The organism is Cyanobium sp. NIVA-CYA 375, from assembly GCF_056108345.1.
Window position 1 is genome coordinate 116041 of record NZ_JBSYHW010000001.1, and the last position, 19984, is coordinate 136024.

At 65.4% G+C, this 19984-nt stretch carries 27 protein-coding genes and 1 pseudogene; 10 read left to right on the forward strand and 18 right to left on the reverse strand.

Features of this window, described 5'->3' with window-relative positions; translation table 11 throughout:
- Positions 1 to 71: 71 nt before the first annotated feature.
- From AC01FP_RS00680 to AC01FP_RS00695, 4 genes are all read right to left on the reverse strand, one after another.
- On the reverse strand, positions 72 to 272 hold the full coding sequence (locus AC01FP_RS00680; RefSeq protein WP_474476820.1) for a hypothetical protein: 201 nt from the start codon (positions 270 to 272) through the stop codon (positions 72 to 74).
- A gap of 37 nt (positions 273 to 309) precedes the next feature.
- The gene (locus AC01FP_RS00685; protein ID WP_474476823.1) at positions 310 to 624 is read right to left on the reverse strand and encodes a hypothetical protein; all 315 of its coding nucleotides are present in this window, start codon (positions 622 to 624) and stop codon (positions 310 to 312) included.
- Positions 625 to 785: 161 nt separating this feature from the next.
- Positions 786 to 1310, reverse strand: a complete 525-nt coding sequence (locus AC01FP_RS00690; protein ID WP_474476825.1) for a DUF3122 domain-containing protein — start codon at positions 1308 to 1310, stop codon at positions 786 to 788.
- Positions 1307 to 3793 (reverse strand): GH116 family glycosyl hydrolase, encoded by a 2487-nt coding sequence (locus AC01FP_RS00695; RefSeq protein WP_474476827.1) that lies wholly within the window; start codon positions 3791 to 3793, stop codon positions 1307 to 1309. Before AC01FP_RS00695 ends, AC01FP_RS00690 begins: the two co-directional genes overlap by 4 nt.
- Before the next feature lie 113 nt (positions 3794 to 3906).
- On the opposite strand from AC01FP_RS00695, the gene AC01FP_RS00700 reads away from it, so the two are divergent.
- The 5 genes from AC01FP_RS00700 (at position 3907) to cbiE (ending at position 6852) form a co-directional block, all read left to right on the forward strand.
- Positions 3907 to 4179, forward strand: coding sequence for a type II toxin-antitoxin system Phd/YefM family antitoxin (locus AC01FP_RS00700; RefSeq protein WP_322765165.1), 273 nt, complete (start codon positions 3907 to 3909; stop codon positions 4177 to 4179).
- Positions 4179 to 4571, forward strand: a complete 393-nt coding sequence (locus tag AC01FP_RS00705) for a type II toxin-antitoxin system VapC family toxin (protein WP_474476830.1) — start codon at positions 4179 to 4181, stop codon at positions 4569 to 4571. Before AC01FP_RS00700 ends, AC01FP_RS00705 begins: the two co-directional genes overlap by 1 nt.
- Before the next feature lie 79 nt (positions 4572 to 4650).
- A complete protein-coding gene (locus tag AC01FP_RS00710) occupies positions 4651 to 5076 on the forward strand; it encodes a nucleotidyltransferase substrate binding protein (protein WP_474476833.1) in 426 nt (141 codons plus the stop codon).
- Positions 5073 to 5414: a nucleotidyltransferase domain-containing protein gene (locus AC01FP_RS00715; RefSeq protein WP_474476836.1), complete on the forward strand. Its 342-nt coding sequence runs from the start codon at positions 5073 to 5075 to the stop codon at positions 5412 to 5414. The genes AC01FP_RS00710 and AC01FP_RS00715 overlap by 4 nt, the downstream gene beginning before the upstream one ends.
- 145 nt (positions 5415 to 5559) lie before the next feature.
- Positions 5560 to 6852, forward strand: coding sequence for a precorrin-6y C5,15-methyltransferase (decarboxylating) subunit CbiE (gene cbiE / locus AC01FP_RS00720; protein WP_474476839.1), 1293 nt, complete (start codon positions 5560 to 5562; stop codon positions 6850 to 6852).
- Here cbiE and AC01FP_RS00725 read toward each other — a convergent pair.
- The 6 genes from AC01FP_RS00725 to pheS are packed head-to-tail and all read right to left on the reverse strand — an operon-like array spanning position 6803 to position 11170.
- Entirely contained in the window at positions 6803 to 7531 is a 729-nt protein-coding gene (locus tag AC01FP_RS00725) for a nucleotidyl transferase AbiEii/AbiGii toxin family protein (protein WP_474476841.1), read from the reverse strand. The genes cbiE and AC01FP_RS00725 overlap by 50 nt on opposite strands.
- Positions 7518 to 8000 carry a helix-turn-helix domain-containing protein gene (locus AC01FP_RS00730; protein WP_474476844.1) on the reverse strand — a complete coding sequence of 161 codons (483 nt, stop codon included), beginning with the start codon at positions 7998 to 8000 and terminating at the stop codon, positions 7518 to 7520. The genes AC01FP_RS00725 and AC01FP_RS00730 overlap by 14 nt, the downstream gene beginning before the upstream one ends.
- A 57-nt stretch (positions 8001 to 8057) precedes the next feature.
- A complete protein-coding gene (locus tag AC01FP_RS00735) occupies positions 8058 to 8531 on the reverse strand; it encodes a DUF192 domain-containing protein (protein WP_474476847.1) in 474 nt (157 codons plus the stop codon).
- Positions 8528 to 9193, reverse strand: a complete 666-nt coding sequence (locus AC01FP_RS00740) for a response regulator transcription factor (RefSeq protein ID WP_474476850.1) — start codon at positions 9191 to 9193, stop codon at positions 8528 to 8530. Before AC01FP_RS00740 ends, AC01FP_RS00735 begins: the two co-directional genes overlap by 4 nt.
- Positions 9190 to 10107, reverse strand: a complete 918-nt coding sequence (locus tag AC01FP_RS00745; protein ID WP_474476853.1) for an NAD(+) kinase — start codon at positions 10105 to 10107, stop codon at positions 9190 to 9192. Before AC01FP_RS00745 ends, AC01FP_RS00740 begins: the two co-directional genes overlap by 4 nt.
- A gap of 55 nt (positions 10108 to 10162) precedes the next feature.
- Positions 10163 to 11170 carry a phenylalanine--tRNA ligase subunit alpha gene (pheS, locus tag AC01FP_RS00750; protein WP_474476856.1) on the reverse strand — a complete coding sequence of 336 codons (1008 nt, stop codon included), beginning with the start codon at positions 11168 to 11170 and terminating at the stop codon, positions 10163 to 10165.
- 72 nt (positions 11171 to 11242) lie between these two features.
- On the opposite strand from pheS, the gene surE reads away from it, so the two are divergent.
- A complete protein-coding gene (surE, locus tag AC01FP_RS00755; RefSeq protein WP_474476857.1) occupies positions 11243 to 12028 on the forward strand; it encodes a 5'/3'-nucleotidase SurE in 786 nt (261 codons plus the stop codon).
- An 11-nt stretch (positions 12029 to 12039) separates the two neighbouring features.
- Here surE and AC01FP_RS00760 read toward each other — a convergent pair whose 3' ends face one another.
- Positions 12040 to 12621 carry a DUF3611 family protein gene (locus tag AC01FP_RS00760; protein WP_474476860.1) on the reverse strand — a complete coding sequence of 194 codons (582 nt, stop codon included), beginning with the start codon at positions 12619 to 12621 and terminating at the stop codon, positions 12040 to 12042.
- Positions 12622 to 12698: 77 nt separating this feature from the next.
- Between AC01FP_RS00760 and AC01FP_RS00765 the strand changes: the two genes are divergently transcribed.
- The 4 genes from AC01FP_RS00765 to AC01FP_RS00780 all read left to right on the forward strand — a co-directional run bounded on the left by AC01FP_RS00765 (position 12699) and on the right by AC01FP_RS00780 (position 16044).
- Positions 12699 to 13682 carry a bifunctional riboflavin kinase/FAD synthetase gene (locus tag AC01FP_RS00765; RefSeq protein ID WP_474476912.1) on the forward strand — a complete coding sequence of 328 codons (984 nt, stop codon included), beginning with the start codon at positions 12699 to 12701 and terminating at the stop codon, positions 13680 to 13682.
- A 76-nt stretch (positions 13683 to 13758) separates the two neighbouring features.
- Entirely contained in the window at positions 13759 to 14838 is a 1080-nt protein-coding gene (locus tag AC01FP_RS00770; RefSeq protein WP_474476863.1) for a thiamine phosphate synthase, read from the forward strand.
- A complete protein-coding gene (gene thiS / locus AC01FP_RS00775; RefSeq protein WP_474476915.1) occupies positions 14838 to 15041 on the forward strand; it encodes a sulfur carrier protein ThiS in 204 nt (67 codons plus the stop codon). Before AC01FP_RS00770 ends, thiS begins: the two co-directional genes overlap by 1 nt.
- Positions 15042 to 15123: 82 nt before the next feature.
- On the forward strand, positions 15124 to 16044 hold the full coding sequence (locus AC01FP_RS00780; RefSeq protein ID WP_474476866.1) for a DUF1517 domain-containing protein: 921 nt from the start codon (positions 15124 to 15126) through the stop codon (positions 16042 to 16044).
- A 35-nt stretch (positions 16045 to 16079) separates the two neighbouring features.
- Here AC01FP_RS00780 and larB read toward each other — a convergent pair whose 3' ends face one another.
- The 7 genes and pseudogenes from larB to AC01FP_RS00815 form a co-directional block, all read right to left on the reverse strand.
- Positions 16080 to 16772, reverse strand: a complete 693-nt coding sequence (gene larB / locus AC01FP_RS00785; protein WP_474476869.1) for a nickel pincer cofactor biosynthesis protein LarB — start codon at positions 16770 to 16772, stop codon at positions 16080 to 16082.
- Positions 16769 to 17620 (reverse strand): class I SAM-dependent methyltransferase, encoded by an 852-nt coding sequence (locus tag AC01FP_RS00790; RefSeq protein WP_474476872.1) that lies wholly within the window; start codon positions 17618 to 17620, stop codon positions 16769 to 16771. The genes larB and AC01FP_RS00790 overlap by 4 nt, the downstream gene beginning before the upstream one ends.
- A complete protein-coding gene (locus tag AC01FP_RS00795; RefSeq protein ID WP_474476918.1) occupies positions 17617 to 18009 on the reverse strand; it encodes a TIGR03792 family protein in 393 nt (130 codons plus the stop codon). Before AC01FP_RS00795 ends, AC01FP_RS00790 begins: the two co-directional genes overlap by 4 nt.
- Before the next feature lie 56 nt (positions 18010 to 18065).
- On the reverse strand, positions 18066 to 18551 hold the full coding sequence (ispF, locus tag AC01FP_RS00800) for a 2-C-methyl-D-erythritol 2,4-cyclodiphosphate synthase (protein ID WP_474476877.1): 486 nt from the start codon (positions 18549 to 18551) through the stop codon (positions 18066 to 18068).
- Positions 18552 to 19048: 497 nt separating this feature from the next.
- Entirely contained in the window at positions 19049 to 19471 is a 423-nt protein-coding gene (locus AC01FP_RS00805; protein WP_474476879.1) for an NUDIX hydrolase, read from the reverse strand.
- Positions 19461 to 19610 (reverse strand): hypothetical protein, encoded by a 150-nt coding sequence (locus AC01FP_RS00810; RefSeq protein ID WP_474476882.1) that lies wholly within the window; start codon positions 19608 to 19610, stop codon positions 19461 to 19463. Before AC01FP_RS00810 ends, AC01FP_RS00805 begins: the two co-directional genes overlap by 11 nt.
- Positions 19611 to 19720: 110 nt before the next feature.
- Positions 19721 to 19984: pseudogene (locus AC01FP_RS00815) on the reverse strand (photosystem II q(b) protein); the annotation flags it as partial.

Consider the following 19984-nt stretch of genomic DNA (forward strand, 5'->3'; position numbering starts at 1 on the left):
GCACTGAACAGGTGTGGAAGAGAAATAATTAGAACGGAGAGAACAGAGCGGAGAAAACCTAAAAGAGATATTCAGTCGCTCCCGTGCGATGTTTGATCCATCCGTTGTTTACCTGAATTCATCATTTCCGTATAAGACAGGGCCCTGGGGCGTTGCTGATCAAAGGAGATCATCTTAAGATCTTCGGCCTGAGGGCGAGTCCTTTCAGTCAGGAGTGCTTTGACCATCCAGCCGATGATCAACGAAAAACCAAGAAAGACCAGTATGCGCATGGCTTAGATATGCATCAGGGCAATCCAAACGTTGTCTTCACTGCGCTGATGCCGAAGGTTTTGCTTCGTCTGTAATTTGCGCAGGAGGCAGGGGAGCGGGATTTTGAAGGGATTCAGTTGGCGGGGCAGGCAGAGACGGAGTTGCCGGAAGCTGAGTGGCGGGGGGCTGAGATTGCGGACTCTGGTCGCTATTTTCGCTGCCTTTGAGGTCTTTTTGCAACTTCTCAATTAAAAGCCGTTGGTCTCTTATCTGCCCATCCATACCATCAAAGTATCTCACGGCAGCAACGGCGCCAACCGCAATAGTTGTCAGGCTTGCAACAACCGCGATGCTCTTAGAAAAGCTAACCATGATGCCATCCTCGTGCATAAGGTTTTGGTGATTCTACCTTGGTCAATCCAGTCACTTCTGGCGGGGCTGAGCCGGGGGCAGGAGCATTCATCCATCGGCCCATAGGCATTCAGCAATTGATGCTCATGGAGTTTTAGAGGGGCTGTTGTTGACAATCCTGGCTAGGTGGGATTGTCGATTGCTCCTGGGGGTTGAGCAGCGGCCAGCGGCAGGCTGCGCCATTCCGCAACCACAAATGGCGGCACTGGCAGCTCCACAAACACCCCCGGCAGCACCAGGCGGAGGGGCCGGTCTTGGTGCAGGTCGGCCAGCAGGGGGGCCAGATCAAACTCGGCGGCCGCGGCGCGGCCATCACCCGCCAGCTGGGGATTGGCCAGGGTGATGTCGGCCAGCTCCCAGCGGAAGTGGCCGCTGCGCACCTGCAGGGAGGTGGGGTGGTCGAGCCGCACCTTGCCGGGATAGCCGACGATGCGCAGCTTCAGGGGGCCGCCTGGGGGGCCTTCGCGGTAAGCCACCACCTGCCAGCTTTGGTAGTCGAGGTCGCGCAGGCTCTCGAGGCTGCGCACCACCGGGGTGCCGTTTTCGTCGTTGTGGGCGTGCACCAGGGCCTGGGCCGGGGTGGGCAGGCTCAGCCAGAGGGCTGCGGCCAACAGAGGGGCCAGCAGCAGGGAAAGCAGGCGTTTCATGGTTGGCGCTCAGCGCCTGGAATCGCTTGCCAGTTGGTGTGGGTGGCCCACAGGGCCCAGATCGCCATGGCGCGCAGGTAGTGGCAGGCCCGGAAGGTGTTCACGCCAGTGATTGCCTCGGGGGTGCGGAACTGCAGGCCGCCGCTGTACACCTGCTCCACCACGGCGCCGCTGATGGCAAAGGCCGTGCTGGTCTCCCCCATCAGGCGGTAGTAGGCCGCCAGGCCGAAGTTGATGCCGGTCCACACCTCAAGGGGATGGGTGCCGTTGGGATCGAGCGGGGTGCCGTCGCGGCGCAGGCCATTGGCTACCCCGAGCTTGCCGCCCTGGAAGCCCTCAAAGCACGACTCTTTAATCGCTTGGAGCGCACTGCTGGCGCGCTCATCCGCCACCACGGCGGGCAGTCCCAGCAGGCGGGCGTAGAAGTCGCCGCAGAGCTGGTCTGCCATCACCACCGGCGTGCCGCTCTCGGCATCGATTTTGTAAAACTCGCCGTTCCAGAGCAGCAGGTCGAAGTTGGCGCGCGACTGCTCCAGCCAGCCGCCCAGTTGGCGCTGTTCGCCACTGGTGTCTAGCCCTAGCTCCAGTTGCAGCTGCTGGGCGATCGCCAGCCCCGCCTCCAGGGCGGCGATCCAGAGGGCGCCGCAGTAGGCACTGACGCCCTTGAGCGGCCAGTCGTCGAAGGTTTGGTCGGGGGCGCCGCCGTTGTCGGGCAGGCCGTCGTTGTTGATGTCGAAAGTTTTGAGATAGGTGAGGGCCTGGATAGCCGCCGGCCAGCACTCGGCCAGGAAGCCAAGGTCTGGGCCGCTGGGGGCGAGCTTGTAGGTGCGCCACACCTGCAGCACATAGTCGCTGGCCAGGTCTTTCCAGAGATTGCAGTCTTGATAGGCGGTGTAATTGGTGGCCTCAAATGGCCGCTCGTTGGGGGCACCCAGATCGTGGGGGGTGGCACCGGCCAGTTTGCGGGCGGCCTCCACCCGGCCCTTGCCCTGGGTGAAATACCAGCCGATCGGCCGCAGGGTGGCGTCGGCAGCGGGGATGGCGCGGGCGAAGCTGCGCAGCACGGCCTTGTCGAGTTCGGGCCAAAGCTGCAGCAGGGCAAAGGAGCCGTAGAGCCGCACGTCCAGGCTTTCGTACCAGGCGTAGTCGAGGCACTCGAGCACGCCAAACTGACCCACCGGATCGCCTGCAGCAGCGGCGGTCCAGAGGCTGCCGCCACTGGCTAGGTCGTAGAGCTCGTTGAACAGGGCCATCCGCAGCGGTTCGGGCAGATCGCTGCGCTCCAGCACCGGTTTTTGCCAGGCCTCGATCTGACTGCGCCAGTCGCGCCAGTCGCGCAGAGCGTCGGCGGCGATGGCGGCGGCGCTGGTGCCGCTATCGCCAAAAAAATCGGTGTAGCGGCGCAGGGAGCGGCTGCCGGTGGCGAAGGCCGTGACCGGCAGGTCCCAGCTGATCACCAGGGGGATTTCGATGCTGGCTCCCGGCTCCAGACAGCACTTCACCGCCAGGGCGGAGCTGGCAGGGTCGCTATCGCCACTGCGGCGGTCGTTGTTGCTGTCGGGGATCGAGCCGTCGCGGGCGAAGGGTTCCCACAGCTCAGCGCCACTGCCGCTGGGATCCCAACGGCTGCAGCGCTGCACTTCGAGGTGGTCGGAGGTGGCGACGCACCACTGGCCCTGGCCCTCGGCGAGGGGGGTGGCGCGCTCACCATCAAGCAGCACCCCCTTGAGCCCCGGTTGCTCCACCCAGATGTTGCGGTGGCCCTTGCTGCGGCCGATCGCGGGCACGTAGTTGTGCTCCGGGCTGCCGTCGTCTCGAAATGTGACTGCTGCTGTGGGGTCTGTGTTGGTGAACCAGCCCGTGGTGTTGCGCCAGCTCAGCAGCAGGGAGAGGTCGAGGGGCCGGTTGGTGGGGTTGGTGAGGGTCCAGACGAACACCGCCACCGGGTAGCTGGTGCGCTGGTAGTCGCCCGGCAGGATCGGACTGAAGGCTTCGCAGCTCACCTCGGCTTGGAACACACCCGTGTACCGGGTGCTGCTGATCGGGTAGCGGGCGGCGTAGGTGCCGGTGCGCTGTTTGGCGTTGCTGGCGGGATACCAGCTCCAGGCGCTCAGGGGTTCGCCGGCTGCGGGCCTGGAGGCATCGGCCTCAGGCTTCACCGCAAGGGCATGGGCGCGGCTTTGGTCGCCGTCGGTTTCAAACAGGGCGAACTGGCAGTCGGGCAAGTTGCCAAACCAATGCTCGCCGCCATCGAGATGCCAGAGGTTGAAGGAGCCATCGGGGGCGCGGCCGATACAGCCGGCGCCGAAGCCCCCCAGGGGCATGCCGTGGTTGGGTCCGTCGTCGAGGTTGCTGGCATAACGCACCGTGTAGGGCTGCTCCCAACCCAGGCCAAAGGCCCGGCTCCAGCTACTGCTGCCAGCGGTGGGAGCCCCGTTGCCCTTCAGCAGCGATGTGAGGGCTGAAAGGCCGAAGCGCGCCATGGGGCCAGAAAAGGTGCGCCCAGCTTGTCAGAGGTCGTTGGCGGGTGGGACTGGGCTGCTCAGCTCTGGTCTGGTCTGGTCTAGGTTGTGATCGTTCTTGCGTTCTGGGCGAGATGACAACCCCTGCGGCCGCGGGCGGCGGCGGTCGTCGCACTGTCAACATGCTCGAGGCAAAGACCCACCTCTCGCGCCTGGTTGAGGCCATCGAAACCGGTGCGGCAACCGAGGTGGTGATCGCCCGCAATGGCAGGCCGGTGGCACGGCTCACCGCGCTTCAGGGGGCTGTGCGGCCGCGGCGTCTGGGGGTGGCCCGCGGACAGTTCACGGTTCCGGACTCGATCGATGCCGCCAATCCGCTGATCGCCGAGCTGTTTGAGCAGTCCTGATGCGCCTCTTGCTCGACACCCACACCTTTGTCTGGGCGATCAGCGATGAACCCAGGCTGGGGCCCCGCAGCCGCGATCTGATTACCGCCGAGGCCAGCAGCGTGCTGATCAGCCATGTATCGCTCTGGGAGATCGCCATCAAGCACGCCCTGGCCCGCAGCGACATGCCGCTCTCGGCCGCCCAGGCGATTCCATGGGCTCAGGAGTGCGGCTTCGAGCTCCTGCCGCTTGATCTTCCCCATCTGCTGACTCTCGAGCAGTTGCCCCTCCATCACCGCGATCCGTTTGACCGACTGCTCGTGGCCCAGTCGATCAGCGAATCGCTGCTGCTGGTCAGCGCCGATGGGGCGTTCCATGCCTATGGCTGCCCGCTGCAGGATGCCCGCCGCTGAGGGAGAACTTGCGCAGCTGCTCAGTAGCCGCTATCCAAATGGGGATGGCCCTGGTGGCGGTTCTTCCTAACCTGACCCCATGGCTGAGCCTGACATTCGCTGGATCCAACGGTTTGACAACTTCCAGCGCGCCCTGATGGTGCTGGAGCGCGGCGTGCAGCTGGCCCTGGAGCGGGATCTGAGCGAGCTGGAGCAGCAGGGTTTGATTCAGGGCTTCGAATTCACCCATGAGCTGGCCTGGAACCTTCTCAAGGATTACCTGCAATATCAGGGGATTGAGGGCATCACCGGTTCCCGGGATGCAACCAGGATTGCGTTTCGCAATGGCCTGATCAGTAACGGCGATACCTGGATGGAGATGATGAAGGCTCGTAACCAGTCGTCGCACACCTACAACCTTGAGCAGGCCCAGGTGATTGCTCACGCCGTGATCCATCGCTTCACACCAGCGTTCTGCAGCCTTCGCGATCGCTTCGCTGCTCTGCACGACGAGAGCAGGCCATGAGCCCAGAAGCTCTCACGGCAAAGCCGCAGCTCTTCGGCCTCACTGAGACGGCCCTGACGGCCATTCAAGAGGTACTGGCTGCCTATCCCGAGGTGGAGGAAGCCATTCTTTATGGCTCAAGGGCTCTGGGTCGCCATCGCCCTGCATCCGACATCGATCTCACCCTGGTGGGCCACGCACTCAGCTCCGGGATCCTGGCCCGCATCGATGCCGATCTGGATGATTTGCTTCTCCCCTGGATCGTCGATCTCTCCTGCCTGAGTTCGATCAACCATCCAGCGCTGCTGGACCACATTGCGCGGGTGGGGCAAGTGCTCTATCGCCGCAATCCCGGCTGACGCGCTCCTGGTTCGGGCCTCCCGAAGCTTTCGCCCGGGCACCAGCTCGTGGATGCGCTGGCGGCGGTCGCTCATGGCCAGGTCCGGTGGCACAGGCCGGCCATCATGGCTGCAGTAACCGTGGGGCGCCCTGGCTCAGCAGGCCGTGTTGGAGGTGGTCGGCACCGATGCCGGGGGGGTGGCTGCGCTGCCGGCCCGCAGCCTCGCCTTGGTGCGAGCTGCCCAGCTTCTGCTTGCCCCCCAGCGCTTGCTGGCGGAGCTTTGCCCCTGGTGGCAGGAGGAGCAGGGGGCCGGCCGCATCCCGGCGGGCAGCCCCTGCCCCCAGCTCCTGGCCAGCGATCGGCCCGAGCAGATTTTCGGCTCGCTGGAGAAGGCCCTGGCAGCGGGCCGGCCGGCTGTGCTGCTCGCTAGTGGCGACCCGCTTTGGTTTGGCATCGGCCGCCTGCTGCTGCAGCGCTTTCCGGCGGCCCAGTTGCGCTTTCATCCCGCCCCCTGCTCGCTGCAGCTGGCCTTTGCCCGCCTAGGCCGCCCCTGGCAGGACGCCAGCTGGATCAGCCTGCACGGCCGCGACCCCGAACCCCTGGCCGCCGCCCTGCAGAAGCGCCCCAGCGCCCTGGCGGTGCTCACCGACCCAAGCCGCGGCGGCGTCGAGGAGGTGCGGCGGATTCTGGTGGCCTCTGGGCTGGAGGCGGCCTATGCCTTCTGGCTGTGCGAGCGGCTGGGCCATCCGGCGGAGCGGCTGCAGCGGCTGGTGCCGGGGGCACCCATGCCGATCGATTGCGATCCGCTGCACCTAGTGCTGTTGATCGCTGAGCCCCCGGCGGCGCCGGCTGATCCCGCTTCCCTACCCCTATTTGGCCTCGACGACGGCCTGTTCCTCCAGCACGACGACCGCCCGGGCTTGATGACCAAGCGGGAGGTACGCATTCAGCTGCTGGCCGATCTGGAGCTGCCCGAGTGCGGCGTGCTCTGGGATATCGGCGCCGGCGTGGGTTCGGTGGGGCTGGAGGCGCTGCGGCTGCGGCCTGGTCTGGAGCTCTGGGCCCTGGAGCGGCGTGGCGGCTCAGCGGCGCTGCTCGCAGCTAACGCCGAGCGGCTGGGGGTGCGGCCGGCGGGTTTGCGCGAGGGCCGGGCCCCCGAGGCCCTGGCGGAGCTGCCCGATCCGGATCGGGTGCTTATCGGCGGAGGTGGCCGGGAGCGGGGGGCCGTGCTGACGGCTGTGCTGCAGCGGCTGCGTCCCGGTGGCGTGGTGGTGATCCCCCTGGCCACGCTGGAAGCTTTGGCGGAGTTGCGGCCGCTGCTGGAGCAGGCGGGCTGCCAGGTGGCGCTGGCCCAGCACCAGGCTTGGCGGGGGGCGACTTTGGCCGAAGGCACCCGCCTGGCGCCGCTCAATCCCGTGCTGGTGCTGAAGGGGCGGCTGCCAGCCGCTGCAGGTTGAGCAAGCGCTGCCACAGCGCGGCCCGTGGGGCTTCGATCGCCAGCACCTGATGGCAGCGCTCCAGCCAGCCTTCACGCTGTTGCAGCCGCTCTAGGGCCTTGCCCAGATCGGTGCGGATTGCATCGCCATAAGCCTCTTCCGCCTTGGCCAGCGCTCGCTGCCAGATGGTTTGGGTAAGGGGTATATGGGCCAGATCGATCAGATCACGGTTGAAGACTCCGTCGTCGTTCCAGCGGTCGGAATTGGCCAGCAGCTTGCTGCAGATGAGGTCGTTCAGAGTGAGGGAGGCAATGCTGCAGATCGCGTCTTCCTCGCTGGGCATCTCCAGGCTGATCCGGCCCTCCAGCACGATTTCCAGCTTGATGGCCACCCCCGCCACCACCACGCCTGCCCGGATGCCGTATTGGTCTGTGAGCGGTTCGCGGCTCTCCACGAGGGGGTTTTGGGGATCCTTCCAAAGTGCCCTCAGGCTGTTGTCCCGCCGGATCAGCTGCCGCAATTCCCGGTAGCCCTGCCGGTCTGAGACGAGCAGATCCACATCCACCGACTGGCGGAACTCCCCGTAGCGCAGGGCAATGGCCGTGCCGCCGCCGAACAGGCAGTGGTGCCGTTGCAGGAGCTCCGCATTGAGCTGGTCCAGCAGGCTGGCGATCCGGCGGTGGTGCTCAAGCCGGAACATCAGCTTCCGGGATGGTGAGATTCAGCGCGGCGATCAGCTGGCGCTCGTTTGGCTGCAGCGGCTCCAGATCCAGTCGCCTGCGCTGGCGTGCATAGAGAGAGGCCGCTTCCGATGCGTTAAGGCTGCCGCTGCCCTGGACATGCCAGGCCAGTTGCAGCAGCAGGGGATAGGCAGCTAGCTCGATCGTTTCCGCTCTGGTTGCGGTTGGTGCTCCAGCTTCGGCATCTTCCGGACCCTCCAACTGGCCCAGGGACAGATCGAGGGCATCCAGCACATTCATCAGGGCCCCCAGCGTCACCGACGTTGCGCCCGTCTCGATGCGGTGCAGCGTCACCCTGGAGATCCCGCCCGCTGCCGCGGTGGCCATCGCACTGATACCAAGCGCCTTCCGTCGCCGCCGGATGCGCTCGCCGATGGCGCGCAGGCGCTGGGGGCAACGGCCCTGGGGGCTTGGGGCAGCGGCTGGCACAGGATCACCGGCTTGAATATTTCCCATTCTGATCATCCAGTTGCCGCCTGCTACTGCTCAGGGGGCGTTCTGGCCCCCCAGCGCTTCTATCCGCACCGGGCTACCCACCTGGATGCCCTGGGCTGCGGCCTGGCCGGCGGCCAGCTCCAGCACCCCATCCACTTGCTGGTCGGGGCCGTAGCTGCGGCAGGGCAGGTGCAGGCAGGGTTTGGTGTGGGCTTCTATCGCCACCACCCGGCCGCCCAGCACAAACAACATGTCGAGAGGCTCCGGGGTGCGGTGCATCCAGAAGCGAGCCAGAGAGGGCGGGTTGTAGGGGAACCACATGCCCCGCAATGGCGCTAGCGCCGGCCGCAGCTGCAGGCCCTTGCTCTGCTTCTCGGGGGTGTCGGCAACCTCCAGGGCGATGCAGCGATCAGGTGCCAGGCACCAGCGGGCCGTGATCGGCAGCCATTGGGGCGCCGGCGTGAAGCCGCACAGCAGGGCAGCCACCCCAGGCAGGGCCAGCCCCCAGCGGCATCTGGCCTTCATTCGCGGCTCTCCAGCTGGGGTAGCCGCTCGCTCAGGCAGTAGCCCTGGCCGCGGATCGTGTGGATCAGCCGCCGTTCGCCGCCCTCCTCCAGCTTCTGGCGCAGGTAGCGCACATACACCTCAATCACGTTGCTGGTGGTGGCTTGATCGTCGTTCCATACCTGGCGCAGGATCAACTCCCGGCTCACCACGGTGCCCTTGCGCTCCAGCAGCAGCAGCAGCAGCTGGTATTCCCTAGCCGTCAGGCCCACTGGCCGTGCTCCCCGTTTTACTAAACGGGTGCTGGGGTTCAGTATGAGGTCGCCCACCTGCAGCAACTGGGCAGGCACATTGGCGCGCCTGGTGAGATCAAGGTGCAACCGCAGCCGCATCAGCAGGTCGCTGGGGCCGAGGCTCGAAAGCCAGAAGTCATCTGCTCCTGAACTGAGGCAGTGGACCCGCGCCTCCACCGTGTCGTCGCCCACATCCAGCAGCACCGGGACGGTGCCCCACTGCTCTCGCAGGGAGGCGATGCGGCCCGAATCGCCGCTGGAGAGCAGCACCGCATCTGGGGCTGCCCCCGCCGGCACAGGCTCCCTGCAGCACGAGTAGCCGGAAGCCTCCAGCCGCCGCGCCAGGGCCTCCGCCTCCGGGCCCAGCAGCAGGATGTGGGGATCGTTCATGGCGCTGTGCCGTTGCCGGGCTTGGCCACGTGGGGCAGGCCCCAACCCAATTTGTTGCGCAGCACCTGGAAAAACTCGTGGTCGGCCAGCCGCACGAAGCGCACGGGCTGCTCGCTGCGGCGCACCAGAATGCGATCCTCCGGCCAGATGTAACAACCAGCGCTGCCATCCACCACCATCATCAGCCGCTCAGGCGTGGCGGGAAAAACCGTCACCGGTTCGCGGTCGCTGAACACCAGGGCGCGCGAGGCCAGCGAATGGGGCGCGATCGGGGTGAGTTGCAGCACCGGGCAGTCGGGGGTGATCACTGGTCCGCCGGCGCTGAGGGCGTAGGCGGTGGAGCCGGTGGGGGTGGCAAGTATCACCCCATCGGCGGCGATATCGACCGGCGCATGGCGGCCGATGGCGATTTCGAAGTGGCACATCGAGGTGAGCGGCTCGCGGTGCAGGGCCATCTCGTTAAGGCAAAGCACCTCCCAGCGCCTCTGCTCGCCGCGCATCACGCTGACGATCAACATCGTGCGCTCCTCCACCGTCCACTCGCCGGAGAGCACTTGCTCTAGGGCCCCTTCCAGCTGGTGCAGGTAAGCCTCCGCCAGAAAGCCCAGGTGGCCGGTATTGACGGTGAGGATCGGGACGCCGACTGGAGCCGTTTGACGGGCGGCTGAGAGCACGGTGCCGTCGCCGCCGAGCACCACCGCCAGGCTCATGTCCCGGTCGAAGCCAGCAGGCACGCAGGCCGCGTAGCCGCGGGTGCGCAGGTGCTGGTCGGGGTTGGCGAAGCCCACCATGCCGCCGGAGCTACTAACCCGCACCACTCCGTAGCCTGCCGCCGTGAAGCGCGCCTCGATGGCATCGGCTGTGGACAGGGCCAGGTCCTTGCCGTCATTCACGATCAGTCCGACGCGGGGCACCGATCGGGGAGCAAGTGGCTGCCAGAGTTTATGGGGCTATTACCAAACCGCCCAACTAAAACTGCTCCAAGAAGCGCAGATCACTGGTGTACAAGCGCCGAATGTCGTCGATGCCGTGGCGCACCATGCAGAAGCGCTCGACGCCCAGGCCAGCGGCAAAGCCGCTCCAGCGCTCAGGATCCAGGCCCATGCCGGTGAGCACGGCGGGGTCGACCATGCCGCAGCCCATCACTTCCAGCCAGCGGCCCCGCCACTGCACATCAACCTCGGCGCTGGGCTCGGTGAAGGGGAAGTAGCTGGCCCGAAAGCGCACCGGCAAGTCGCCAAAAAACTGCTGCAGAAAGGCCGTGACGGTGCCGCGCAGGTGGCTGAAATCCAGTCCCTCATCAATTGCCAGCACCTCCAATTGATGGAACACCGGCGAGTGGGTGGCATCGACAGCGTCGCGGCGATACACCCGTCCTGGCGCGATAACCCGCACCGGCGGTGGGTTGTTCTCTAGGTAGCGGATCTGCACGGGCGAGGTGTGGGTGCGCAGCAGCTGGCCATCGCCCAGATAAAAGGTGTCCTGCATGTCCCGCGCGGGGTGATGCTCGGGGATGTTGAGGGCCGTGAAGTTGTAGTAGTCGCTTTCGATCTCCGGCCCTTCCGACACCCGATATCCCAGGCCGGCAAAGATGTCGACGATCTCCTCGATCGTGCTGATCAGGGGATGGCGGTGCCCCGGCGGCGTGAAGCTGCAGGCCGCGGTGACGTCAATGGTTTCGCCGGCGAGACGCTCGGCCATGGCGGCACTTTTTACGGCCTTAAGCCGCTCCCCCAGCAGCGTCTGCACCTGCTCCTTGAGCACGTTGGCCCGCTGGCCGATCAGGGGCCGCTCCTCGCCAGGCAGCTTGCCCATAGCGCCGAGCACTCCGGATAGGCGACCTTTTTTACCGAGCAGGCCCACCCGTAATTCTTCCAGTGCAGCTGTGGTGACGGCGGCGGATATCTCAGCCGCAGCCTCGGTTTCTAGCTCCTGGAGCTGGTCGGTGAGCTGCTGCAGGGAAACGGTGGCGCTCACGGCAGGGGCGGAGGGATTGCTGACTGTAAGGAGCCACCCCAGTTACGTTGCGACGAGATGGCGTTAGGCCCGATGGCACCGCTCAGGATCCTGATCAGCAACGACGACGGGGTCTTCGCAGAAGGCATTCGCACCTTGGCCAATGCGGCCCTGGCCCGCGGCCACCAGGTGAGTGTGGTGTGTCCCGACCAGGAGCGCTCCGCTACGGGCCATGGCCTCACCCTGCAGACCCCTATCCGGGCGGAGCGTGCTGATGAGTTGTTCGATGATGGCGTTCAGGCCTGGGCCTGCAGCGGCACCCCCTCCGACTGCGTCAAGCTCGCCCTGTTTTCCTTGCTGGATGAGTGGCCCGATCTGGTGCTCTCCGGCATCAATCACGGTCCAAACCTGGGCACCGACGTGCTCTATTCCGGCACGGTGAGTGCGGCGATGGAGGGCACGATCGAGGGCCTTCCCGCCCTGGCAGTAAGCAGTGCCGACTTTCAATGGCGCCAATTTGCGCCAGCGGCCCGCCTCGCCCTCGATGTGACTGAGCGGATGCTGGCGGAGGGCTGGCCAAGCAGCATGTTGCTCAACCTCAACGTTCCGCCCCGGCCGGCTGAGGCGATTGGACCGCTGCGCTGGTGCAATTCAGCGGTGCGTCGCTACACCGACCAGTTTGAGCAGCGGGTTGACCCCCGCGGCCGCAGCTACTACTGGCTGGCGGGTGAGGTGGTCAACGACCTGGAGGCCCAGGTATCGGGGCCGGCGGCCTGGCCCACCGATGTGGCCCAGATCAATGCCGGTGGGGTCTCGCTGACGCCGCTCCAGCCCGACATCTTCTGGCGCGGTCGCACGGCCGATCTGCCGGTTTGGTGAGCGGCAGTTAATCAGGTTGTGCGGTAAACCCGCTGCAGCAGCCAAAGGCTGATCCAGAGCCCGATCAGGTGGGCAAACAGCACCTGGGTGTTGCCCAACACGGCCAGCATCTCGATCGAGGTGATTGGTAAACCGATAACTCGACCGGCCACGCCAGGGGTCGACTGGATCTGGGCACCGAAGAAGCCAGGCACCTGCTGGGAGGCCTGCACGAACAGGCTGCCCGCCAGCGACTGATAGCCCAGCACCGCCAGGGTGATGCCGGCCAGGTCGGCCAGCACACCCCGCTTGATCAGCCGCGAGGTTTCACCCTTGCTGGGCCGCACCGGTGAATTGAGGGCCCGGCCGCAGCGCACCACCAGCCAGCTCTGCCAGATGCTCCAGAGCAGCAGCAGGAAGGCGATGGTGGTGAGCGAGATGCCAGGCCCCAGCCCCAGGGCCCGGGCTGAATTGGCCGCCAGGCGGCCGCCGATGTTGTTGAAAAGCAGCACCCCAACTACCACCACCCCCAGCACCACCTGGGACCAGAGCCGAATCCAGCCCAGGCGCCGCAATGCCGCGGCGATTAGCTGCAGGTCGAGGCGGTCAGCCATTCAGCCATCCAGATGGGAATCCCAAAGGTGCCATGGGAGGATCGATTTGGCTCCCGTTGCCTTTGGGTTCCGTAGCGTTGATACCCCTGCGATCCCCCCAGGAGGCCCTGCGCCCCACGGCCATCGCCCTCGGCAGCTTTGATGGCTTGCACCAGGGCCACCGCCGCGTCATCGCGGCGGTTACAACAGCGGCTGGCAACCAAGCGGCGGCGATTCCCACGGTGGTGAGCTTTTGGCCCCACCCCCGCGAGGTGCTGCACGGCGAGGCGCGCTTGCGGCTCGATCTGCCCGCCGAAAAGCTGCACTTGCTTGAGCCCCTTGGCATTGAGCAGCTGGTGCTGGTGCCCTTCAGCCGGGAGCTGGCCGCCCTCAGCCCCGAGGCTTTCGTGGAGCAGGTGCTGGTGGGCCAGCTGGCGGCCCAGCGGGTCGCGGTGGGTGACAACTTCCGCTTCGGGGCCGGCCGCAGCGGCGACAGTCAGGCCCTGGTGGCAATTGGTGCCCGTCACGGCATCGAGGTGCAGGTGCTGCCGATGCTCTGGGACGGCCAGGAGCGGGTAAGCAGCAGCCGCATCCGCCGGGCCCTAGCAGCAGGAGATCTGGAGGAGGCCCGCCGCTTACTTGAGCGGCCTTATCGCTTCAGCGGCCGGGTGGTGCGTGGCCGCGGGCTGGGCAAGCAGCTGGGCTGGCCCACCGCCAACTTGCAGGTGGATGGCCGCAAGTTTTTGCCGCTGGAGGGGGTTTATGCGGCGACCGCGTCTCTGGACGGTGGGGCCATGCTGCCTGCGGTGATGAACCTCGGCCCCCAGCCCACGGTGGATCCCACCGCCCCTTCGGCGGTGGAGGTGCACCTGCTCGATCGGCAGCTGGAGCTTGAGGGATTGGAGCTGGTGGTGGAGCCGCTGCAACTGCTGCGCCGCCAGCGAACCTTCGCCAGCTTTGAGCAGCTAGCAGCCCAGATTGCGGCCGATGCCCAGCTGGCCCGCGCCTTAAGCGCTGGGATAGGCGTGGGTGAGACCCCAGCCAATGAAGGTAGCGATCCCGCCAAGCAGCAGAATCCCTGAAATCAGCACCAGCATCGGGCTGTCGGTATTGCCTCGATTTGGATTGCCTGGCTCGCCTGCCATTGGCCCCTGTGTGATGGATCCCACCCTAGACAGCTTCTCCAACCCAGCCCGCGATCGGCTGCTCGATGCCAACCTCGATCGGGCCCGTGAGGGCTTGCGGGTGCTGGAAGATTGGGCCCGCTTTGGCCTCGATCGGGGCGATCTGGTGGTGCGCACCAAGGACATGCGCCAGCGGCTGGGCCGGTTGCATCGCGATGCCTACAAATTCGCTCGCCACACCGCCACCGATCCAGCCGCGGGCCTCGGCCATCCGGCCCAAGCGGAGCGATCCAGTCCCAGCGCCGTGGTTGGGGCCAACGCCGGCCGGGTGCAGGAGGCTTTGCGGGTGCTGGAGGAGTTTGGGCGCAGCAGCGATCCCCTGCTGGCTGAGGAGGCCTCAGCCCTGCGCTATCTGCTCTACGACCTGGAAGTGGATTTATTGCAGGCCTGTCGCTTAGCCGCTGCTGGCGGGGCCGGCCGACGTGAGCTGCTGGCTAGCTGCCGGCTCTATTTGATTACTTCCCCGGTGGCCGACCTGGAGGGGGTGGTGGCCGCAGCCCTGGCGGCAGGGGTGCGCTTGGTGCAATACCGCGCCAAGGAGGCCGCCGGTCTCGATGACCTGCAAAAACTCAGCCAGGCCCGGGCCCTGCGCCAGCTCTGCGCCGCCCATGGCGCCCTGTTTTTGGTGAATGATCGAATCGATATTGCCCTGGCTGTGGAGGCTGATGGGGTGCACCTGGGCCAGGGAGATCTGCCGCCGGCGGTGGCGCGCCAGCTGCTGGGCCCCGATCGCTTGATCGGCCGCAGCACCCATGCCCTAGACCAGCTGCAGCAGGCGATCAGCGATGGCTGCGACTACGTCGGCGTCGGTCCGGTGCAGGCCACCCCCACCAAGCCCGGCCGGGAGCCGGTGGGGCTCGATTACGTGCGCCAGGCCGCGGCGGCTAGTCCGATCCCCTTCTTTGCGATCGGCGGGCTCAAGGCCAGCAAGGTGGCCTCGGTGCGGGCTGCTGGAGCCCAGCGGATTGCGGTGGTGCGGGCGATCACTGAGGCGGTTGATCCGGCTGCCGCTACTGCCGAGCTGCTTGCAGCACTTGAGGTGCCGGCTTCGTGATCAGGCTGCAGGTAAACGGCGATCAGCGAGCCTGCTCAGCCGGGCTCAACCTGGAGCAGGCCCTGCTGGAACTGGGCTACAAGCCCCGCTTGGTGGTGGTGGAGTTCAACGGCACGATCCTGCCCAGACAGGCCTGGCCTGCCCAGCCGGTGGTGGAATCCGATGTGCTGGAGGTAGTCACCATCGTGGGCGGTGGTTCCTAGATTTCGACCAATCGCTTCCAGCGCCTTGGCGCTTTCTACTCGTCTGGTTTTGCGGCGCTGCTTCAGCTTTTTGGCCGTGCCGATGTTGGTCCTGAGCCTGTTGGTGGTGCACCCCAGCCCCAGCTGGGCCGCCAGTGGCGGTCGCATCGGTGGCGGTAGCTTCCGCTCGGCCCCCTCGATGCCAAGGAGCTACGGCGGCGGTGGCTACAGAGGTGGTGGTGGTGGTTTCAACAGCGGCTACCGCGGTGGCTACGGGGGAGGGGGCATTGGCTTTCCCTTCCTGATTCCAATGTTTGGTTTCGGGGGCGGCGGCCTGTTTGGCTTCCTTGTGCTGATGGCAGTGGGGGGTCTGCTGCTCAATGCGGTGCGTGGTGGCGGCGGTGGCGGCCAGGGGCCAGCAATTTCCGGCAGCCGCAGCGATCTGGTGGGCGGCGGCCGTCCCGATGGCCCTGTCACCATCAGCCAGTTGCAGGTTGGGTTGCTTGCGTCAGCCCGCCAACTGCAATCTGATTTGCGCCGCTTGGCCGATAGCGCCGACACCAGCCATGCGGCTGGTCTCCAGGCCTTGCTTCAGGAGACCACCTTGGCCCTGTTGCGTCACCCTGACCTCTGGGTTTACGCCAATTCAGAGGTAGGTCAGGTGCCGTTTGCCAGTGCAGAATCCACTTTTAATCGTCTCTCGATGACTGAACGCAGCAAGTTGCAGCGTGAGGTCACCACCAATGTGGGCGGCAAGCGCTTCAGCGATGTCAGCGTGGCTGCAGGAGATAGCGATGCCAGTAGCGATTTCATTGCCGTCACCCTGCTGGTTGCAAGCCGCAATCGGCTTGCCCTAAAGGGTTCTGGCAGCGCCGACCAGGTGCGAGATTCGTTGCAGCAGCTTGGCTCCGTTGGTGCTGACGACCTGCTGGCGATCGAGGTGATCTGGCAGCCAGAAGGAGCGGGCGAAGTGCTCAGCACCGAAGAACTGCTGACTGCCTACCCCCAGCTGCAGCACCTGTAGGACTGCTACCTCAGCTGAACACCCCTATGTCAAGGCTACTGATTGCCCGATCTGCAGCCCAGGATCCGCAGGGCTGCCATGGCGGCCCCGTAGCCGTTGTCGATGTTGACCACCGTGAGACCGGGGGCGCAACTGGCCAACATGCCGTGCAGGGCGGCCACGCCGCCAGCACTCACGCCGTAGCCCACCGCCACTGGCACGCCGATCAAGGGCTGGGGTAGCAGCCCACCTAGCACCGTGGGCAATGCGCCCTCCATGCCAGCGCAGGCGATCAGCACATCGGCACGACGCAACTCCTCGATCCTCTCCAGCAGCCGGTGCAGGCCAGCGACACCCACATCCAGAATCAGCTCGGTGGCGATCCCATGGCAGGCCAGGGCTAGCTGGGCCTCTGCCGCCACCTTTAAATCGCTGGTGCCGCCGCTCAGCACTGCAACTCGCCCGAGCCGGGGATCTGGGCTTGGTAATGAGCCTGCTGTGAGACAGCGGGACAGGGGATGGTGCTGCAGAAGCCAAGCCTGCCCTCGCTTCGGCCCAAGTAGCGCAGCCACGGCGTCAGCCTTCTCAGGGGAGATGCGGGTGACAAGCGCCAGCTCTCCTGCGGCATGCAGCTCCTCCAGGATCCGGGCGATCTGCTCGACACTTTTGTGCTCTCCCCAAATCGCTTCCACCATCCCCAGTCGCTGACGGCGGCCCAGGTCGAGCCGATGTTCAGGGCTGTCGCTCATAGCCGCTCCCACACCATCTCAACAATGGCCGGTGTCAGCCAGAGGCTGGTGTGCTGCTGGGCCCAGGCCAGTTCGGCCTCCAGGGCGGCCTGCTCCGCGGCGCTCCAGAGGCCAGCGGCGGCCAGCTGGGCTGGGTAGCTAGTGAGAAAGTCGATCAGCCACTGGGCTTTTGGATGGTCGCTGGGGGAGCAGGCCATCAGGCTGGAGCTATGGAGCAGCCGAAAGCCTCGGGCCTCCAGCAGCTGCGGCAGGCGCTGGGCCACGTTTGGGTCTCCGCCGTGAGCCCACCAGTGCTGGATGCAGCGGGCCGCAAACTTCGCCAGCTGGTCTCCTTTGGGGTGTAGGGCGAAGGTTTCCCACTTGATGTATTCGTGTAGCACCAGCCGGCCGCCCGGCCGCAGGGCCGCGGCCAGCCGATCCAGCAATGGCTCCAGCCTGGGCAGAAACATCGCCACCCAGCGGCACCAGGCCCCATCCCAGCTGCCCGTTTCCAATGCCCCATCCAGCTCACTGGCCGAGTCCAGGCCCTGGGCCAGATCCCCCAGCTGGGGTATCACTTGCAACAGCTGCCGCTGCTGGCACTGCTGCCGCAGGTGCTCGAGGTAGGCCGGGGCACTGTCGATCGCCAACACCTGGCCATGGGCCCCCACCCGCTCGCCCAGGTCCAGGCTGGCGAAACCCGGTCCGCAGCCGACGTCGAGCAAGCGCTGGCCAGGGCAGAAGCCGGCCCGATCCCAGCCGGCCAGCATTTCTGGGCGCCAGATCTGGTGCTGGCGCTCCAGTCGGCCGCGCTCTTCGGCATGGCTGCCGAGCACGTAGGTGGCCTGGTCTGCGCTGATGCGGCTCATGGCGGTAGCAGCTCACCTTCAAACACCAGCGGGAATGGGTTGCCTTGCGATTGGCCGGTGGCGGCTTGGGCCAGCTGCTCGAAGCGCTCCTGCACCGCCTGCACCGCTTGCGGCGGAATCGCCTTCCAGTGCTCGCGATCGACCCAGCGGATCAGCAGGGTGCCCTCCTCGGTGGCGGGATCCCAGAGCAGCTGGCGATCGAGGAAACCCTCCTGCTGGGCCAGCCAGGGTTCCCAGCTGCCCTGTTCCGCCTCCAGCCAGGCCTGGCGGCCAGCGGCCGGCACCTTCAGGCGCAAATGTTCCACCACCACCACGTCGTAGGAGCCATCGGGCACGGCAAAGGACGCGTCCACCGCGCCGGCTTGGCTGGAGAGCAGCACCAGGGTCATCCCCAGAAGCAATATCGATCTCACAAACTTAGAAAAGCTGGCGTACCAGGGGCGGCTCACGGCTTTTGCAGCAGGACCACGGCGTGGCAGGAGATGCCCTCTTCGCGGCCTTCAGCCCCCAGCTGTTCGTTGGTGGTGGCTTTAACACCCACCTGATCGGCTGCTAGCCCCATGCGGGCCGCTATGGCAGAACGCATCGCGGCGATGTGGGGCTTGAGCTTGGGCCGCTCGGCCACTAGCACTGAATCCACATTCACCACGCTCCAACCTCGCTCCATCACCAGGGCCACTACCTGCTCCAGCAGCTCCAGGCTGTCGGCCCCCTGCCACTGGGGGTCGTCCGGTGGAAAGTAAAGGCCGATGTCTCCAAGGGAAAGGGCCCCTAGCAGGGCATCCATGATTGCGTGCACCAGCACGTCGGCATCGCTGTGGCCATCGAGCCCCAGGCCGGCGGGATGCTCCAGCCGCTGGCCGCCCAGGATTAGGGCCCGACCCGGCACCAGCCGGTGGATGTCGTAGCCGTTGCCGATGCGCAGTTGCATTTGCCTTTCTTTCAAAGTGCTTGCGCCCTAATGGATCTGCTGTTTATCTGAATTCCTAAACTTTACCTGTGGACTTATCTGTGAATCAATGCGGATGATGCTGCAGGGTTAAACTGTGTTTAAAGAGCGCACACGCCCACTGCGACGGCAAGCATGGGCATCAGGCCACCGCCACTCAGGGGGGCGCTGCTGATCATTCCCCGCTCCAACACTTTCAACTGATTATTGCTGTCACTGGTCTGAAGGGCCATCCGCTGCACCGTTCACCGCTGTGTCTTCTGCCCCGGTCTCAGGTGCCCCGAACCTTTCGTAACGGCATCCTCGACACCTGGCACCAGCTTCCAGCGCTGGTAGTTCCGCCCACAACAGAAGTCTCTAATCGAACAAGATCAGATTGTGAACTAGCGCAAAATTCGCGCAGCTGAGACCGACCCCCTCGTGAAGCAGCACGGCTGAGCAGGCAAATGCCAGGGGCCAATGCTCCGGGCTTTTTGCGCTCAAGTCTGCTGGGTGAGCACGTGTTGCATCACTTCGAGCAACCCATCGGCCAGGGGGCGATGGCTGCCCAGGCGACTGCTCCAGATGGCTCCAACCAACAGTTCCTCCGCGCTGATCAGGGCCAGGTCCTGACCCTCGAGCAGCTGCAGTTGCTCCAGCGGCACCGACAGTTCGGCCCAGAACACGTGCGCCTTGCGGCGGTGGATGTGGTGCACCATCACCAGCTCAAGTTCGGGGGGCTGCCAGCTGATTTCCTCCAGTAGCTCCCGCCGCAAAGCCTGCTCCGGTGTTTCGCCGGGATCGAGATGCCCGCCGAAGAGTCCCCAGCAGCCGGGCGCAACGATCGTGGGGATCTCGTCGCGTAGCTGCATCAGCCAGCGGCCATCCCGCTGCAGCATGGCCAAGGCGACTTCAATAGTCATGGCTACTGCTCAGGCCGCCGCTGATGGCTAGGAGCATCAGTGTCTTGACCAGCACGGCGCCTTTAAGAGCCAATACCTGGGCTGTAGTGAACAGGCAGAAGGGATTGAAAAGCACGGCGAGAGTAAGAGCTTGTCCCATCGTGGCGGGTGATAGATCGAGATAGGGCACCCAGCCAATAAAAAAGCCCCCTTATTACAGGGAGCTTTTGGGATTCCGTTATTACCCAGCCGTAGCTGGGCTGTTGACTATCAACCGATTGCAGGTGCGGTCAGTGCCACTGGGGTGGCAGTAGCAGCAGCAAGGTCAAGGGGGAAGTTGTGAGCGTTGCGCTCGTGCATTACTTCCATACCCAGACCAGCGCGGTTCAGGACGTCTGCCCAGGTGTTCACCACACGGCCTTGGCCGTCGAGGATCGACTGGTTGAAGTTGAAACCATTCAGGTTGAAGGCCATCGTGCTCACGCCAAGGGCGGTGAACCAGATGCCAACCACGGGCCAGGCAGCCAGGAAGAA

Bases quoted from the DNA above. Each gene is read 5' to 3' on its own strand.
- AC01FP_RS00680 (WP_474476820.1), bottom strand. From the start codon at position 272: ATGCGCATACTGGTCTTTCTTGGTTTTTCGTTGATCATCGGCTGGATG.
- AC01FP_RS00685 (WP_474476823.1), bottom strand. From the start codon at position 624: ATGGTTAGCTTTTCTAAGAGCATCGCGGTTGTTGCAAGCCTGACAACT.
- AC01FP_RS00690 (WP_474476825.1), bottom strand. From the start codon at position 1,310: ATGAAACGCCTGCTTTCCCTGCTGCTGGCCCCTCTGTTGGCCGCAGCC.
- AC01FP_RS00695 (WP_474476827.1), bottom strand. From the start codon at position 3,793: ATGGCGCGCTTCGGCCTTTCAGCCCTCACATCGCTGCTGAAGGGCAAC.
- AC01FP_RS00700 (WP_322765165.1), top strand. From the start codon at position 3,907: ATGACAACCCCTGCGGCCGCGGGCGGCGGCGGTCGTCGCACTGTCAAC.
- AC01FP_RS00705 (WP_474476830.1), top strand. From the start codon at position 4,179: ATGCGCCTCTTGCTCGACACCCACACCTTTGTCTGGGCGATCAGCGAT.
- AC01FP_RS00710 (WP_474476833.1), top strand. From the start codon at position 4,651: ATGGCTGAGCCTGACATTCGCTGGATCCAACGGTTTGACAACTTCCAG.
- AC01FP_RS00715 (WP_474476836.1), top strand. From the start codon at position 5,073: ATGAGCCCAGAAGCTCTCACGGCAAAGCCGCAGCTCTTCGGCCTCACT.
- AC01FP_RS00725 (WP_474476841.1), bottom strand. From the start codon at position 7,531: ATGTTCCGGCTTGAGCACCACCGCCGGATCGCCAGCCTGCTGGACCAG.
- AC01FP_RS00735 (WP_474476847.1), bottom strand. From the start codon at position 8,531: ATGAAGGCCAGATGCCGCTGGGGGCTGGCCCTGCCTGGGGTGGCTGCC.
- AC01FP_RS00740 (WP_474476850.1), bottom strand. From the start codon at position 9,193: ATGAACGATCCCCACATCCTGCTGCTGGGCCCGGAGGCGGAGGCCCTG.
- surE (WP_474476857.1), top strand. From the start codon at position 11,243: ATGGCACCGCTCAGGATCCTGATCAGCAACGACGACGGGGTCTTCGCA.
- AC01FP_RS00760 (WP_474476860.1), bottom strand. From the start codon at position 12,621: ATGGCTGACCGCCTCGACCTGCAGCTAATCGCCGCGGCATTGCGGCGC.
- AC01FP_RS00770 (WP_474476863.1), top strand. From the start codon at position 13,759: ATGGATCCCACCCTAGACAGCTTCTCCAACCCAGCCCGCGATCGGCTG.
- AC01FP_RS00780 (WP_474476866.1), top strand. From the start codon at position 15,124: ATGTTGGTCCTGAGCCTGTTGGTGGTGCACCCCAGCCCCAGCTGGGCC.
- larB (WP_474476869.1), bottom strand. From the start codon at position 16,772: ATGAGCGACAGCCCTGAACATCGGCTCGACCTGGGCCGCCGTCAGCGA.
- AC01FP_RS00790 (WP_474476872.1), bottom strand. From the start codon at position 17,620: ATGAGCCGCATCAGCGCAGACCAGGCCACCTACGTGCTCGGCAGCCAT.
- AC01FP_RS00795 (WP_474476918.1), bottom strand. From the start codon at position 18,009: ATGACCCTGGTGCTGCTCTCCAGCCAAGCCGGCGCGGTGGACGCGTCC.
- ispF (WP_474476877.1), bottom strand. From the start codon at position 18,551: ATGCAACTGCGCATCGGCAACGGCTACGACATCCACCGGCTGGTGCCG.
- AC01FP_RS00805 (WP_474476879.1), bottom strand. From the start codon at position 19,471: ATGACTATTGAAGTCGCCTTGGCCATGCTGCAGCGGGATGGCCGCTGG.
- AC01FP_RS00810 (WP_474476882.1), bottom strand. From the start codon at position 19,610: ATGGGACAAGCTCTTACTCTCGCCGTGCTTTTCAATCCCTTCTGCCTG.